Below are 14,203 nucleotides of genomic sequence, written 5' to 3' on the forward strand. Positions count from 1 at the left end.
GCGGGAATGCTGGGCGCGGGAGCGCCGTTGGCTCAGGGGCGGCGTCGCGGAAGCGGCGCCGTTCCTGTTCCCTCCGTCGCGTCCCCGGCATCCTGGGGCCCGACGATCCCGCGCACCCTGGAGCGACGACATGAGCCTCACCACCACCCGCCGGGCCGAGACCGCGGCCCCCATCCTCGACGTGCTCGCCGAGCGGTGGAGCACCCGCGCCTTCGCCGGCTCGCCCGCCGTCGACGCCGCCGCCATCGACGCCATGCTCGAGGCCGCCCGCTGGAGCCCCTCGGCCAACAACTCGCAGCCGTGGCGCTTCGTCGTCGCCCCGCGCGGATCCTCCGCCTTCGACACGATCGTCGAGCACCTCGTCGGCTTCAACCGCGACTGGGCGCAGCACGCCCCGCTGCTCATCGCCGGACTGATCGAGCCCGTCGGCTCCGACGGCCGCGACCGGCCCCTCGCCCTGCACGACCTCGGCCAGGCGATGGCCCACCTCAGCGTGCAGGCGCACGCCGACGGCCTGCTCGTGCACCAGATGGCCGGTCTCGACGCGGCGGGCCTGCACACCGCGCTCGGCCTCGACGCGGGCCTGCAGCTGGTGACGGTGAGCGCGATCGGCGCCCTCGGCGATGCGGATGCTCTGCCCGAGGCCCTGCGCGAGCGCGAGACCGCGCCGCGCACGCGCCTCGAGCGCGCCGAGCTCGTGGTGCTCGACGGGCGCTGAGCAGGGCATCCCGAACCGCGCACGGCCGCGCGCCCGGGCCGCGGGACGGTGGGAGAATGAACGCGTGACGCGACTTCATGACATCGGCTACCGGGGCTTCGCCAGCGACAACTACGCGGGGGTGCACCCCGAGGTGCTGCAGGCCATCGCCGAGGCCAATGAGGGCCACCAGATCGCCTACGGCGAGGATCAGTACACCGCCCGCCTGGCCGAGGTCGTGAAGGCCGAGTTCGGCGAGCAGGCCGAGGTGTTCCCGGTGTTCAACGGCACGGGCGCGAACGTGCTCGCGCTCACCGCGCTCATGCCGCGCTGGGGCGCCGTCATCGCGAGCGGCACGGCGCACATCCACACCGACGAGGGCGGGGCGCCCGAGCGCGTCAGCGGCCTCAAGCTCTTCACCGTGCCGACTCCCGACGGCAAGCTGACGCCCGAGCTGGTCGACACGGAGGCCTTCGGCTGGGGCGACGAGCACCGCGCCCAGCCTCTCGCCGTGAGCATCACCAACACCACCGAGGTCGGCACCGTCTACACGCCCGAGGAGGTGCGCGCCCTCGCCGACCACGCGCACGAGCGCGGCATGGCCCTGCACCTCGACGGCGCCCGCGTCTGGAACGCCGCCGCCGCCCTCGGCACTCCCCTGCGCGCCTTCACGGCCGATGCGGGCGTCGACGTGCTCTCGCTCGGCGGCACCAAGAACGGCCTGCTCGGCGCCGAGGCGATCGTCGTGCTCGACCCCTCCCGCGTCGACGGCCTCGTGTACCTGCGCAAGATGAACATGCAGCTCGCGAGCAAGATGCGCTTCATCTCGGCGCAGCTGCTCACCCTGTTCGACGACGGTCTGGGCATCCGCTCGGCGTCGCACGCGAACGCCATGGCCGCGCGCCTGCGAGCCGGCCTCGAGGGGATGCTCGCCGCAGGCGTCGTGCCCGCCGACTCGCTCGGCTTCAGCCAGGCGACCCGGGCCAATGCCGTCTTCGCGCTGCTCGCCAACGACGCCGCCGACCGGATCCGCGAGCGCTTCCGCTTCTACGACTGGGATCGCGCCGCCGGCGAGGTCCGCTGGATGTGCGCCTTCGACACCACCGAGGCCGACATCGACGCGTTCCTCGCGGTCGTGCGCGAGGAGCTCACGCGCTAGCGAGGCCGCCTCGCCCAGAGGAGCCCCCACTGCTCGGCGGTGATGCGCGAGACCGCGCGCTCGGCGTCGATCCCCGCGCGTCGGCACCGCTCCCTCGCGGCACGCCGCCCGGTACCGTCGACCCGCGCGAGTGCCAGCGCCGCCGCCCCCGGCACCGAGAAGACCGCACCGACCCAGCGCTGGTAGGCGACGCGGTCGGCGGACGGCACGATCGGGGCGCGTCGGCGGTCGATGAGCAGGAGTGCGGCATCCACCGCCGGTCGCGGGCGGAACGCCGTCGAGGGGATGCGGCGGTCGACGCGGAAGGCGAACCACGGCGACCACTGGGCGGTCAGCTGACTGCCTCCGCCGATGCCCGCCCGTCGACGCGCAGCCTCCCACTGCATGATGAGCACCGCGCTCGTCCAGTGCTCGGCGGCGAGCAGTCGCCGCAGGGCCGCGGTCGTCAGGTGGAACGGCAGATTGCCGACGACGACGTGGGGCGCTCGGGGCAGCGCGGCCGTCAGCAGATCGCCTTGCACGACGCGGACGGCGGCGGGCAGGCGCGAGCGGAGGGCATCGGCGCGGCGGGGGTCGAGCTCGATCGCCGTGAGCGACCGCCCGAGGCCCGCGAGAGGGGCCGTCAGCCGCCCGGTGCCGGCCGCGAGTTCGACGATCGGCCCGCGCGTCGCGGCGGCCGCGTCGACGACGGCGCGGATGGTGCGCGCGTCGACGAGGTCGTTCTGGCCGAGGTCATGGCGCCGGCTCAGCGGGTGGCCGCCGCCGTCGGCGGCGGTTCGCGGGGTGGACGGGCGCGGGGATGATGACGCGGGGCGTCGACGAGACATGGGTGCTCCGTTGCTCAGAAGGAGCCGGACAGCACTCAGAGGCTGCGCCGGCGATGACCGGGAGAACGGTCGAGCACGGAGGACCGACGCGACATCGGTCGCGGTCGGACTTCGAGGGGAGGGGTCGCGCTCGCCGTTAGCGGCGGCGCCACCGGATCAGCGTCGTGTAATCCATGATGGCCTCGACGCTAGCACCGCTCGTGAGCGGAACTCCACCCGAGCGGCCTCCCGGCTCGACCGGGCAGAATGCGGGGATGCCCTCCGTCTTCGAGAACCGCCCCTGGCTCGACCAGTACGCGCCCGGTGTCCCCCACGACATCGATCCGCCCACGCAGACGCTCGTCGACATGATGGACGCCTCCGTCGCGCGCTTCGGCCCGAATGCGGCGCTCGACTTCTTCGGCGAGACGATCACCTACACCCGCCTCGGCGAGCGCATCGACCGGGTGGCGGCCTCCCTCGCCGCCCGCGGCGTCGGCCACGGCGACCGCGTCGCCATCGTGCTGCCGAACTGCCCGCAGCACGTCATCGCCTTCTACGCGGTGCTGCGGCTCGGCGCGATCGTTGTCGAGCACAACCCGCTCTACACGGCCGACGAGCTCAAGCACCAGTTCGAGGATCACGGCGCCCGCGTCGCCATCGTGTGGGACAACACGGCGGAGACGGTGCGCGGCTTCGCCGACGAGCTCGGCATCACGCTGATCGTCGGCGTCGACATGACGCGCGAGATGCCGCGCGGGACGCGCGCGATGCTCCGGCTGCCGATCGCGAAGGCGCGCAGCTCGCGCGCGGCGCTCACCTCGGGCGGGCTGCCCGCGGGGGTCGTGGCGTGGGCCGCGCTCGAGCGCGGAGCGCGGCTCGAGGCCGGGCATCCCCGCCCCGCCCTCGACGACATCGCCGCCCTGCAGTACACGAGCGGCACGACCGGCCGCCCGAAGGGCGCCATCCTCACCCACCGCAACCTGCGCGCGAACGCCGCGCAGGGACGGGCCTGGGTGCCGGGCCTCGCCGAGGGCGAGGAGGTCGTCTACGCGGCGCTGCCGATGTTCCACGCCTACGGGCTCACCCTCTGCCTCACCTTCGCGATGAGCATCGGCGCGCGCCTGGTGCTGCTGCCGAAGTTCACCGTCGAGCTCGTGCTCGAGGTCATGCGGCGCACGCCCGCGACCTTCCTGCCCGCCGTGCCGCCGATCTACCAGCGGCTCGCCTCGGGGGCGGCGGAGAAGGGCGTGAGCCTCGACGGCATCCGCTTCGCCATCTCGGGCGCGATGAGCCTGCCCGTCAGCACCGTCGAGACGTGGGAGGCGGCGACCGGCGGCCTGCTCGTGGAGGGCTACGGCATGACCGAGTCCTCCCCCGTCGCCGTCGGCAACCCGATCGGCCCGAGCCGGCGCCCGGGCACGGTCGGCGTGCCGTTCCCGAGCACGACGATCCGCGTCGTCGACCCCGATGACACCTCGATCGATCGCGGCTTCGACGAGGAGGGCGAGCTGCTGCTGCACGGCCCTCAGGTGTTCCAGGGCTACTGGAACAAGCCCGAGGAGACCGCCGCGACCCTGCTGCCGGGCGGCTGGCTGCGTACGGGCGACATCGTCACGGTCTCGCCCGACGGCTTCATCACCATCGTCGACCGCATCAAGGAGCTCGTGATCACGGGCGGCTTCAACGTCGCCCCGAGCGAGGTCGAGCAGGTTCTCGCGGCCCACCCCAGCATCGAGAGCGCCGCCGTCGTCGGCCTCGAGTCGCCGCATGGCGGCGAGGAGCTCGTCGCCGCCGTCGTGCTCGCCGAGGGCGCGACCCTCGACGTCGAGGCGCTGCGCGAGCACGCCAAGAAGAGCCTCGCCGCCTACAAGGTGCCCCGCCGGTTCACGGTGCTGGATGCGCTCCCGGTGTCGCTCATCGGCAAGGTGCTGCGCCGCGAGGTGCGCGAGCAGCTGCAGGCCGGGTCGGCCGCGCGCTAGTTGCCGCATCGATCGTTAGTCGATAGTTTTCTATTGACATTCGATCGATGGAGGACCCATGGCACGCTGGCTGACGGCACCGCTCCTCGCGCTTCTCGCTCTGCTCGCGCTGGGGGTACTGGGCCTGCAGCTCGTGATCGTGCCGCTCGCGGCGGCCGAGTTCGGCAGGGAGTTCCCCGAGCTCGAATCGCTCATCGTGCCGTTCGGCGTCGCGGCGGTCGCGGCCGGGGTGTTCGTGCAGCTCGGTCTCCTCTGCATCGCGCGCCTCGCAGTGCTCGCCCGCGGCGACCGCATCTTCGACCCGCGGGCGTTCGCCTGGGTGCGGGGGCTCATGGTCTGCATCGCGGGCGCCACGCTCGTGGTGGCCGCGGTGTCCGCGACCCTGTCCTTCGGAGTCGGAGGCAACCCGCCCCTCCTCGCGTTCGCCATGATCGGCGTCATGCTGGTCGGCGTCACCCTCCTGCTCCTCCTGCTCGTGCTCACCCGGCTGCTGCGTCAGGCCTCCGCGGCCCGCGCAGAACTCGCCGAGGTCGTCTGATGCCGATCACCATCGCGATCGATCGCCTGCTCGTCGAGCGCGGCATGAGCGTCGGCGAGTTCGCCGACCGCATCGGCATCACTCCGGCGAACGTGGCCGTGCTCAAGAACGGGCGGGCGAAGGCCGTGCGGTTCACGACGCTCGAGGCGATGTGCGCCGTGCTCGACTGCCAGCCGGGCGACCTGCTGCGGTACGAGCCCTAGTGAGATCGCACCGCCGTCGGGTCGAGCGCGCGCTGAGGCCGCTCCAAGCGTCGGCGCGCACGCTGGAGGGGTGACCGACTCCGAGCCGCGCATCCTGCACCCCGACGACCCCGGGTACGCCGCGGGCGACCGCGCCGCGAAGGCCGGCCCCGTGCGCGCCACGGCGAGCGCCGCCCGCGAGGCGATCCGCAAGCGGCCTGGCGTCGACAAGGTCTACCGCACGGGCGTCAAGGTCGTCGGCGGCACGACCGTCGGCCTCGGCATCGTGCTCATGCCCCTGCCGGGCCCCGGAGCGCTCATCGCCCTCGGCGGCCTCGCCATCCTCGGCACCGAGGACGAGCGGGCGAAGAAGCTCAACCGGCAGGGCGTCGCGCTGGCGAAGCGCGCGGCGGCCGCCGCGAAGGCCCGACGGGATGCCCGGCGCGCGGCCCGCACGACGAACGAGGCCCCGCCGCAGGCCGGCGATCGTACGAGCGGTCCCACCCAGCACTCCTGACGGAACGCGCGGCTCAGCGTCGAGAGAGCACGGCCTGACGGATCCCGATCGCCACGAACAGCACGCCCATCACGATGCAGAACGCACCGACGCCCCACACCGGGATGCCGAGCAGCGCGGGCAGGCCCCGGGTCGACGGCTCGTCCCGGTAGGGCACGGCGATGGAGAGCAGCCCGAGGACGATCGAGATCGATCCCAGGACGATCGGGTAACCGGGGTGCGTGAAGTGCTTGCCCTTGGTCGTCAACGCTGCTCCTCGTCCGAAAGCTCCTGGTCGCCGCGCTCGCGGCGAGTGATCCGCTTCAGCTCTCGGATGTCGAGCCCCGTCGCCAGCGCGCCGAGCGCGCAGAGACCGGCGAAGACCCACATCTCCGGTCCGCGGAGGAACACGAACGAGAGGACCAGCCCGAGCGCCTCGAGCCAGAAGAAGATCCACCGGGTGCGCATGCTGATGATCAGCTGCCCATTGTCGACGTGCATCGAGCACCTCGGTTCCGCGTGTCGTGGTGGCGATCCGGGCATCGGCGCCGGCACGCGCAACGCAGTTCCCGAACCTTCGTCACAGATCATCCTGGCAAACGGCCGTCGGTCGCGCGACCACCGAGCACACCACGCACACGCGCATCCCAGATTCGAGATCGGCAATGGCCGCCCGCGCGGCATCCCGTCCTAGGGTGAGAGTCATGCGATTCGGACTCTTCATCCCCCAGGGCTGGCGCCACGACCTCGTCGACATCGACCCGAGCGAGCACTGGGCGGTGATGAAGCGTCTCGCGCAGCACGCCGACGCGGGGCCCTGGGAGTCGATCTGGGTCTACGACCACTTCCACACCGTGCCCGTGCCGACCGACCAGGCGACCCACGAGGCGTGGACGCTCATGGCCGCCTTCGCCGCCGTCACCGACCGCGTGCGCCTCGGCCAGATGTGCACCTGCATGGGCTACCGCAACCCGATGCACCTGGCGAAGGTCGCCGCGACCGTCGACCACGTCTCCGGCGGGCGCACCGAGATGGGCATCGGCGGCGGCTGGTACGAGCACGAGTGGAACGCCTACGGTTACGGGTTCCCCGAGATCGGCGACCGACTGCGGATGCTCGACGAGGGCGTGCAGATCATGAGCCAGGCCTGGCGCGAGGGCACGGCGACCCTCGACGGCCGCTACTACCAGGCCTCCGGCGCCATCCTGCAGCCGCAGCCCCCGCAGACCGGCGCCGACGGGAAGCCCGCTATCCCGCTGTGGATCGCCGGCGGCGGCGAGAAGGTCACCCTGCGCATCGCCGCGCAGTACGGCCAGTACACGAACTTCGCCGGCAGCCCCGACGAGTTCACCCGCAAGAGCGAGATCCTGCGCGGGCACTGCGAGCGGCTCGGCACCGACTTCGGCGCCATCACCCGCTCGTCGAACTACAACATCGTCATCGGCCGCGACGCCGCCGAGGTGCTGCAGCGCGTCGACGCGATCGAGGCCCGCCTCACCCCGTACATCGGCGCCGAGAAGGCCGCGGGCGCCGTTCGCGACCTGCGCGACGGCACCGGGCTCGCTGGGACGCCCGAGCAGATCGTCGAGCGCCTGCGCGCGATGGACGCGCTCGGCATGACCTACGCGATCCTGTACTTCCCCGAGGCGGCCTACGACTTCAGCGGCATCGAGCTGTTCGAGCGCGAGGTCGCGCCCGCGCTGGCTCAGGGCTGAGTGCCGTGATCGTCGCGCGCATCTCCGAGGGGGGCCGCGAGCAGTGGGCGCGGGTCGAGGGTTCCGTGGCGCTCGTGAGCGAGCAGCCGCTGACGCTGGCCGAGACGGCCGCGGCGGGCGACGGGATGCTCGCGCGCAGCATCCCGCTCACCGACGTCACGCTGCTCGCGCCGCTGCTGCCCGACACGAAGATCCTCTGCGTCGGGCTCAACTACCGCGACCACGTGGCCGAGACCGGGCGGGAGCTCCTTTCCCACCCCGTCGTCTTCACCCGATACCCCGACTCGTTCGTCGGGCCGGGGGCGCCGATCGTCGTGCCGGCGGTCTCGCATCAGCTCGACTACGAGGCCGAGCTGGCCGTCGTCATCGGCACGGGCGGCCGGGCGATCCCGGCGGAGCGCGCGCTCGACCACGTTCTCGGCTACACGCTGCTCAACGACGGCTCGGTGCGCGACTTCCAGCGGCACACCTCGCAGTTCACGCCGGGCAAGAACTTCCCCGAGTCGGGGTCGATCGGGCCGTGGATCGTCTCCCGCGACACGGTCGGCGCACTCGGCCCGCAAGCCATCACGCTGACGCTCGGCGGCGAGCGGCTGCAGTCGTCGACGCTCGATCAGCTGATCTTCGGCGTGCCCGAGCTCATCGCCTACGTCTCGACGTTCACCGCGCTGCGCCCGGGCGACATCATCGCCACCGGCACGCCGGGCGGCGTCGGCTCGGTGCGCGAGCCGCGGCGGTGGATGACGCCGGGCGAGGAGGTCGTCGTCGCGATCGACGGGCTCGGCGAGCTGCGCAACCCGATCGTCGCGGAGACGCCGGCCGCCTGAGCGCCGCGTCGTGCTCGACGCCGGGTGGTGCTCGGCGCCACGCGCCCGCGGGCAGCCTCTCGCGTCGGAAGTCTCGGAACTCCCGGCGAACGAGCCCCGAGTTCCGCGCACGTGGGACGACCGGGTCGCCGTTTCCGAGATCTCCGACGGGGCAGTGCCGAACGTCGGAGTTCTCGGCGGGGGCGGGATGCCCGACTACGGCCGCAGCAGCACCTTCGTCGCGCGGCGCTCGTCCATGGCCGCGTAGGCCTCGGCCACCTCGCTGAGCGGCAGCTCGAGGTCGAACACGAGTCCGGGCTCGATCGCGCCCGAGAGCACGTCGGGCAGCAGCTCCTCGACGTAGTTGCGCACGGGGGCGACGCCGCCGTTGACGCCGACGTTGGTGCCGAAGAGGGTGCGGATGGGCAGCTCGGCACCGCCGTGGGGAACGCCGACGTAGCCGACCATGCCGCCCGGGCGGGCGCTGAGGATGGCCTGCTCCATCGACTCGGCGGTGCCGACGCACTCGAGCACGGCATCCGGCCCGATGTCATCGAACAGGGCCTTCACCGCGGCGACGCCCTCCTCGCCGCGCTGCTCGACGACGTCGGTCGCGCCGAAGCGGCGGGCGAGCGCCTGGCGGTCGGGGTGGCGCGACATCATGACGATGCGCTCGGCGCCGAGGCGCTTCGCGGCGATGACGGCGCAGAGACCGACGGCCCCGTCACCGACGACCGCGACCGTCGAGCCCGGGCCGACGCCGGCCGAGACGGCCGCATGGTGGCCGGTGCCCATGACGTCGCTGAGGGCGAGCAGGTGCGGCACGAGCGCCTCGTCGACGGGGCCGGGCACGACGACGAGAGAGCCGTCGGCGTGCGGCACGCGCACGCGCTCGGCCTGCGCGCCACCGGTCGGGAAGCCCTCGCGGTCGGGGCGGCCCCACCAGTTGCCGTCGAGGCAGGAGGGGCTGACGCCGTTGCGGCAGTTGGTGCAGGTCATGTCGCAGTCGTAGAACGGGGCGATGACGAAGTCGCCGACGGCCACGCCCGTGACGGCGCTGCCGATCTGCTCGACGACGCCGACGAACTCGTGCCCGATGGCGCGCGGCTCCTTCGTCTCGGTGACGCCGCGGTAGGGCCAGAGGTCGCTGCCGCAGACGCAGGCGGCGACGACGCGCACGATCGCGTCGCGGCCGCTCGCCGGCTCGCCGCCCTCGCCGAGGCCTGCGGCGAGGACGAGGTCGTCGACCTCCTCGAGGCGGATGTCGCGGGCGGCGTGGATGATCGTGGCGCGCATGGTGTCGAGGCTATCGACGCGACGTGGGCATCCACTGGGCGCACCCGACGCGGCCCGCGGCGCCGCCCGCAGAGTCGACCGCGCCGCCGCCCGCGCAGTGACCCGGGGGACCTTCGGCCCGCACGGCGAGCGACGTCGCGGGCGAGACTGCTCTCACCCCCCGATACCCGCTGCTCCCCGACGTCCCCGAGGTTCCCGATGACCGATGCGTCCACCCCCGTGCTGCTCACGATCGCGCCCATGACGGTCGCCGTGCTGCGCGAGACCGTGCCGGTGGCCGCACTGACGGAGTTCTTCGACCGCGCCTTCACGATGGTGCCGTCGGTGCTCGCGCAGCAGGGCATCGTCGCCGCCGGACCGCCCATGGCGGTGTACTCCGGTGTTCCGAGCGGTGTCGCGACGGTGGCCGCCGGTGTGCCGACGGCGACGCCCGTCTCGCCCGTCCACGGCGTGAGCTCGCTCACGCTGCCCGCGGGCCGCGTGGCCCGGGTCATCCACCGCGGCGCCTACGACGCCCTCGGCGAGAGCTACCAGGCGCTCACCGACTGGCTGCACGAGCAGGGTCTCGAGCCCGGCCCGATGATGTGGGAGTCCTACCTCACGGAGCCGACCCCCGGCGGCGACCCCGCCGACCTGCTCACCGAGATCACCTGGCCCCTGGCGCGCTGACCCGATACGGCGCGCCAGGGGCCAGGTTCCATCCTGCGGAGGCTCAGGCCTCCGGAACCGGCACGTCCTCCATGCGCCCGACGCTGAGCTTCTCGCCGTCCTCGGCCACGTCGACGCGCACGACGTCGCCGTCGTGGATGCTCCCTCCGAGCAGCGCGCGGGCGAGCTGGTCGTCGATCTCGTGCTGCATGAGCCGGCGCAGCGGCCGCGCCCCGTACACGGGGTCGTAGCCGCGCTCGGCGAGCCAGGTGCGGGCATCCGGCGTCACCGCCAGCTGCAGTCGGCGGTCGGCGAGCCGACGCTCGAGCCGGTCGACCTGCAGCGAGACGATCTGGCCGAGGTCGGCGAGAGTGAGCGGAGCGAAGATGACGATGTCGTCGAGCCGGTTGATGAACTCGGGCTTGAAGGCCTGGCGCACCATGTCGTGCACGGCCGCCGTCTTCGCCTCCCAGTCGAGCGAGGGGTCGATGAGCGCCTGCGATCCGAGGTTCGAGGTCAGCACGAGGATGGTGTTGCGGAAGTCGACCGTGCGGCCCTGGCCGTCGGTGAGGCGGCCGTCGTCGAGCACCTGCAGCAGCAGATCGAAGACCTCGGGATGCGCTTTCTCGACCTCGTCGAGCAGGATCACCGAGTACGGGCGTCGGCGTACCGCCTCGGTCAGCTGCCCGCCCTGCTCGTAGCCGACGTAGCCCGGAGGGGCGCCGATGAGCCGGGAGACGCTGAACTTCTCGCCGTACTCGCTCATGTCGATGCGCAGCAGCGCCTTCTCGTCGTCGAAGAGGTAGTCGGCGAGCGCCTTCGCCAGCTCGGTCTTGCCGACGCCCGTGGGGCCGAGGAAGAGGAACGAGCCGGTCGGCCGGTCGGGGTCGCTCACGCCAGCGCGGGTGCGGCGCACGGCCTCGCTCACGGCGGCGACCGCGTCCTTCTGGCCGATGATGCGCTTGCCGAGCTCGCTCTCGAGGGTGAGCAGCTTCTCGGTCTCGCCCTGGGTGAGCTTGTCGACGGGGATGCCCGTCCACGCGGCGACGACGCTCGCGATGTCGCCGTCGGTCACCTGGTCGTTGACCATGCGCGGCCCGGCCTCGACGGTCTCGGCCTCGACGATCTGCTTCTCGATGCCGGGGATGACCTCGTAGTTGAGCTTCGAGGCCTCCTGGTAGCGGCCCTCCCGCATGGCGCGGTCGAGCTCGATGCGGGCCGCGTTGAGCTCGGTCTTGAGGTCGCCGACGGCGGTCAGGCCGCGCTTCTCGGCCTCCCAGCGCTGCGAGAGGGCATCCCGCTGCGCCGTCTTGTCGGCGAGCTCGTCGCGCAGCTTCGCCAGGCGCGCCTTCGAGGCGTCGTCCTTCTCGCGCTTGAGCGCGAGCTCCTCGATCTCGAGGCGGGTCACCGCGCGCTTGAGCTCGTCGAGCTCGACGGGGCTCGACTCGATCTCCATCTTCAGGCGGCTCGCGGCCTCGTCGACCAGGTCGATCGCCTTGTCGGGCAGCTGGCGGCTGGTGATGTAACGATTGCTGAGGGATGCCGCGGCGACGAGCGCGCTGTCGGCGATGGCGACCTTGTGGTGGGCCTCGTAGCGCTCCTTGAGGCCGCGCAGGATCGCGACCGTGTCCTCGACGGTCGGCTCGCCCACGTAGACCTGCTGGAACCGGCGCTCGAGCGCGGCGTCCTTCTCGATGTACTCGCGGTACTCGTTGAGCGTGGTGGCGCCGATGAGGCGCAGCTCGCCGCGCGCGAGCATGGGCTTGAGCATGTTGGCCGCCGCGACGGAGCCCTCGCCGCCGCCCGCGCCCATGAGGGTGTGCAGCTCGTCGATGAAGGTGATGACGCGGCCGTCGCTCTCGTCGATCTCCTTGAGCACGGCCTTGAGGCGCTCCTCGAACTCGCCGCGGTACTTCGCGCCGGCGACGAGGGCGGCCAGATCGAGGCCGACGAGCTGCTTGTCCTTGAGCGAGTCGGGCACGTCGCCTGCGACGATGCGCTGGGCGAGCCCCTCGACCACGGCCGTCTTGCCGACACCGGGCTCGCCGATGAGCACGGGGTTGTTCTTGGTGCGCCGGCTGAGCACCTGGCTGACGCGTCGGATCTCGGCGTCGCGCCCGATGACGGGGTCGAGCTTGCCCGAGCGGGCGATCTCGGTGAGGTTGACGCCGTACATCTCCAGCGCGGACTTCTGCTTCTCCTGGCTGGAGGGCGCGCCCTGCATGTTCGCCATGATCGTGTGCCGTCCTTCGCTCTGCGAGTGCCGCGGTGAAACCTGAGCCGCGATGACTCAAGTTTATGCCTGTGACGGGATGCTCCGCCAGGGCCCGCGCACGCTCAGGGCGAACGCGCGGGCGCCGAGGGGCGCCCGGCTCAGGCCGCGGGAGCGCCGGGCGCGGCGGGCGCGGCGGGCTCCCCCGCCGGCGCTGCGCCCGCCGGCACAGCTCCCGCCGGCCGCATCACGTGCGCCATCCACCACCACGACATCGCGCCGATGACCGCGGTGACGGCGACGCCGGCGAGCGAGGAGACGATGCCGAGCACGGCCTCGATCTCGCCCGAGCCGCGCCCGCCGGCTCCAGCGAGGATCGGGCCGGAGAGCTGGACCGGGATGCTGAGAAGGCCGCTGGCGATCCAGCCCCCGACCGCCGCGATGCCGAGGCCGGCCCACGTGATCGGCCACGCCCGCTCGAGACCGCGGGCGCGCAGGATGCCCCGGCTGATGAACAGCGCCGCGACGACGAGCACGACGCCGAGCAGCACCACACCGATCCCGATGCCGATGATGAGGCCGACGGGCGCCACGCGCTCGATGCTCTCGAGCGCCCCGGCGAGCTCGCCGCCGAACGAGGACGCCACGGCCGCGACGATCGAGCCGATGACGAGCAGCAGCAGGGGGACGGCGATGAGCGTGCCGCCGATCGACACCATGACCATCGTCACGGCCCCGGCGATGAACGCGCCGGTGCGGGCGCGAGGCGTGAGCGGCGGGCGCACCGGGCGGGTCGCCGCGTACGGGTTGTCCTGCAGGCCACCGGCCGGCGCGGCAGCGGCGTAGGGGTTCTGGGGCGGCGTGAGGCCTGCCTGCGGGTCGGTCATGCGCGGGACTCCTCCCGGCGATCCGCTCTGAATCGCCTCAGCACCCAGTCTGTCGGGGAATTCTCGCGACCGCACCGCGATTGAGTGGAGTCATGACTGCAATCGGAATCATCGGCTCCGGCAACATCGGCTCCCAGCTCGCGCGCGCCTTCGCGCACGCGGGCCACGACATCACCATCGCGAACTCCCGCGGCCCCGAGACGCTCGAGGAGCTCGTCGGCGAGATCAACGCCGCCACGGCATCCCACGGGGGCGGTGGCACCGTCACCGCCGGCACCGTCGAGCAGGCGGCGCAGGCGGGCGACACGGTCGTCGTGACCATTCCGCTGAAGGCCGTGCCGAGCATCCCGGCCCCGCTGCTCGCCGGCCGCACCGTGATCGACACCAACAACTACTACCCGCAGCGCGACGGGCAGATCGCCGAGCTCGACGACGAGACCCTGACCACCGCCGAGTACGTCGCCCGCCACTTCTCGGGCGCGACCGTCGTGAAGGCGTTCAACCACATCCCGAGCGACGACATCACCGGGCAGGCGCAGCCGAGCGGCACCGAGAACCGCCGCGCGCTCACCGTGCACGCCGACGACGAGAGCGCGAAGGGCTTCGTCTCGTCGCTCATCGACGAGATCGGCTTCGACCCCTACGACGGCGGAACGCTCGCCGACAGCTGGCGCATCCAGCGCGACACCCCCGCCTACGGCCCGCGCTTCACGGCGGCGGAGCTGGAGGCGAAGCTCGCCGAGGCGAAGCGCTACCGCGACATGTGACCCGGCGCGGGC

At 72.5% G+C, this 14,203-nt stretch carries 16 protein-coding genes; 10 read left to right on the forward strand and 6 right to left on the reverse strand.

Features of this window, described 5'->3' with window-relative positions; all coding sequences use genetic code 11:
- Positions 1-130: 130 nt before the first annotated feature.
- On the forward strand, positions 131-718 hold the full coding sequence (locus OVN18_RS04285; protein WP_267738355.1) for a nitroreductase family protein: 588 nt from the start codon (positions 131-133) through the stop codon (positions 716-718).
- Positions 719-782: 64 nt separating this feature from the next.
- Entirely contained in the window at positions 783-1,856 is a 1,074-nt protein-coding gene (locus tag OVN18_RS04290) for a threonine aldolase family protein (RefSeq protein WP_267782187.1), read from the forward strand.
- Here OVN18_RS04290 and erm read toward each other — a convergent pair.
- Complete coding sequence (erm, locus tag OVN18_RS04295; protein WP_267782189.1) at positions 1,853-2,683, reverse strand: 23S ribosomal RNA methyltransferase Erm; 831 nt, start codon at positions 2,681-2,683, stop codon at positions 1,853-1,855. The genes OVN18_RS04290 and erm overlap by 4 nt on opposite strands.
- A gap of 254 nt (positions 2,684-2,937) precedes the next feature.
- Here erm and OVN18_RS04300 point away from each other — a divergent pair, with 254 nt between their 5' ends.
- From OVN18_RS04300 to OVN18_RS04315, 4 genes are all read left to right on the forward strand, one after another.
- On the forward strand, positions 2,938-4,644 hold the full coding sequence (locus OVN18_RS04300) for a long-chain-fatty-acid--CoA ligase (RefSeq protein ID WP_267782192.1): 1,707 nt from the start codon (positions 2,938-2,940) through the stop codon (positions 4,642-4,644).
- A gap of 58 nt (positions 4,645-4,702) precedes the next feature.
- Positions 4,703-5,182, forward strand: coding sequence for a DUF2975 domain-containing protein (locus tag OVN18_RS04305; protein WP_267782193.1), 480 nt, complete (start codon positions 4,703-4,705; stop codon positions 5,180-5,182).
- On the forward strand, positions 5,182-5,385 hold the full coding sequence (locus OVN18_RS04310) for a helix-turn-helix domain-containing protein (RefSeq protein ID WP_267738361.1): 204 nt from the start codon (positions 5,182-5,184) through the stop codon (positions 5,383-5,385). The genes OVN18_RS04305 and OVN18_RS04310 overlap by 1 nt, the downstream gene beginning before the upstream one ends.
- Positions 5,386-5,455: 70 nt before the next feature.
- Positions 5,456-5,881, forward strand: a complete 426-nt coding sequence (locus OVN18_RS04315; RefSeq protein ID WP_267782195.1) for a PGPGW domain-containing protein — start codon at positions 5,456-5,458, stop codon at positions 5,879-5,881.
- A gap of 13 nt (positions 5,882-5,894) precedes the next feature.
- On the opposite strand, the gene OVN18_RS04320 is transcribed toward OVN18_RS04315, so the two are convergent.
- Together OVN18_RS04320 and OVN18_RS04325 are read right to left on the reverse strand one after the other, a co-directional pair.
- Entirely contained in the window at positions 5,895-6,128 is a 234-nt protein-coding gene (locus OVN18_RS04320; RefSeq protein WP_267782197.1) for a hypothetical protein, read from the reverse strand.
- Positions 6,125-6,361 carry a hypothetical protein gene (locus OVN18_RS04325; RefSeq protein WP_267782199.1) on the reverse strand — a complete coding sequence of 79 codons (237 nt, stop codon included), beginning with the start codon at positions 6,359-6,361 and terminating at the stop codon, positions 6,125-6,127. The genes OVN18_RS04320 and OVN18_RS04325 overlap by 4 nt, the downstream gene beginning before the upstream one ends.
- Before the next feature lie 203 nt (positions 6,362-6,564).
- Here OVN18_RS04325 and OVN18_RS04330 point away from each other — a divergent pair, with 203 nt between their 5' ends.
- Positions 6,565-7,575 (forward strand): LLM class F420-dependent oxidoreductase, encoded by a 1,011-nt coding sequence (locus tag OVN18_RS04330; protein WP_267782200.1) that lies wholly within the window; start codon positions 6,565-6,567, stop codon positions 7,573-7,575.
- Positions 7,576-7,580: 5 nt separating this feature from the next.
- Positions 7,581-8,402, forward strand: coding sequence for a fumarylacetoacetate hydrolase family protein (locus tag OVN18_RS04335; RefSeq protein ID WP_267782203.1), 822 nt, complete (start codon positions 7,581-7,583; stop codon positions 8,400-8,402).
- 195 nt (positions 8,403-8,597) lie between these two features.
- On the opposite strand, the gene OVN18_RS04340 is transcribed toward OVN18_RS04335, so the two are convergent.
- A complete protein-coding gene (locus tag OVN18_RS04340) occupies positions 8,598-9,677 on the reverse strand; it encodes a zinc-dependent alcohol dehydrogenase family protein (RefSeq protein WP_267782204.1) in 1,080 nt (359 codons plus the stop codon).
- Between the two features lie 198 nt (positions 9,678-9,875).
- Here OVN18_RS04340 and OVN18_RS04345 point away from each other — a divergent pair, with 198 nt between their 5' ends.
- The gene (locus OVN18_RS04345; RefSeq protein WP_267782206.1) at positions 9,876-10,346 is read left to right on the forward strand and encodes a GyrI-like domain-containing protein; all 471 of its coding nucleotides are present in this window, start codon (positions 9,876-9,878) and stop codon (positions 10,344-10,346) included.
- Between the two features lie 43 nt (positions 10,347-10,389).
- Here OVN18_RS04345 and OVN18_RS04350 read toward each other — a convergent pair whose 3' ends face one another.
- Together OVN18_RS04350 and OVN18_RS04355 are read right to left on the reverse strand one after the other, a co-directional pair.
- Positions 10,390-12,558: an ATP-dependent Clp protease ATP-binding subunit gene (locus OVN18_RS04350; RefSeq protein ID WP_324287796.1), complete on the reverse strand. Its 2,169-nt coding sequence runs from the start codon at positions 12,556-12,558 to the stop codon at positions 10,390-10,392.
- A gap of 140 nt (positions 12,559-12,698) precedes the next feature.
- A complete protein-coding gene (locus OVN18_RS04355) occupies positions 12,699-13,424 on the reverse strand; it encodes a hypothetical protein (RefSeq protein WP_267782209.1) in 726 nt (241 codons plus the stop codon).
- A gap of 92 nt (positions 13,425-13,516) precedes the next feature.
- Between OVN18_RS04355 and OVN18_RS04360 the strand changes: the two genes are divergently transcribed.
- Positions 13,517-14,191 (forward strand): NADPH-dependent F420 reductase, encoded by a 675-nt coding sequence (locus OVN18_RS04360; protein WP_267782212.1) that lies wholly within the window; start codon positions 13,517-13,519, stop codon positions 14,189-14,191.
- The last annotated feature ends 12 nt before the right edge of the window (positions 14,192-14,203 follow it).

This window comes from Microcella daejeonensis (assembly GCF_026625045.1).
Lineage (GTDB): Bacteria > Actinomycetota > Actinomycetes > Actinomycetales > Microbacteriaceae > Microcella > Microcella daejeonensis.

Coding starts and splice junctions, on each gene's coding strand:
- OVN18_RS04285 (WP_267738355.1), top strand. CDS start 131: ATGAGCCTCACCACCACCCGCCGGGCCGAGACCGCGGCCCCCATCCTC.
- erm (WP_267782189.1), bottom strand. CDS start 2,683: ATGTCTCGTCGACGCCCCGCGTCATCATCCCCGCGCCCGTCCACCCCG.
- OVN18_RS04300 (WP_267782192.1), top strand. CDS start 2,938: ATGCCCTCCGTCTTCGAGAACCGCCCCTGGCTCGACCAGTACGCGCCC.
- OVN18_RS04305 (WP_267782193.1), top strand. CDS start 4,703: ATGGCACGCTGGCTGACGGCACCGCTCCTCGCGCTTCTCGCTCTGCTC.
- OVN18_RS04310 (WP_267738361.1), top strand. CDS start 5,182: ATGCCGATCACCATCGCGATCGATCGCCTGCTCGTCGAGCGCGGCATG.
- OVN18_RS04325 (WP_267782199.1), bottom strand. CDS start 6,361: ATGCACGTCGACAATGGGCAGCTGATCATCAGCATGCGCACCCGGTGG.
- OVN18_RS04330 (WP_267782200.1), top strand. CDS start 6,565: ATGCGATTCGGACTCTTCATCCCCCAGGGCTGGCGCCACGACCTCGTC.
- OVN18_RS04340 (WP_267782204.1), bottom strand. CDS start 9,677: ATGCGCGCCACGATCATCCACGCCGCCCGCGACATCCGCCTCGAGGAG.
- OVN18_RS04345 (WP_267782206.1), top strand. CDS start 9,876: ATGACCGATGCGTCCACCCCCGTGCTGCTCACGATCGCGCCCATGACG.
- OVN18_RS04350 (WP_324287796.1), bottom strand. CDS start 12,558: ATGGCGAACATGCAGGGCGCGCCCTCCAGCCAGGAGAAGCAGAAGTCC.
- OVN18_RS04355 (WP_267782209.1), bottom strand. CDS start 13,424: ATGACCGACCCGCAGGCAGGCCTCACGCCGCCCCAGAACCCCTACGCC.
- OVN18_RS04360 (WP_267782212.1), top strand. CDS start 13,517: ATGACTGCAATCGGAATCATCGGCTCCGGCAACATCGGCTCCCAGCTC.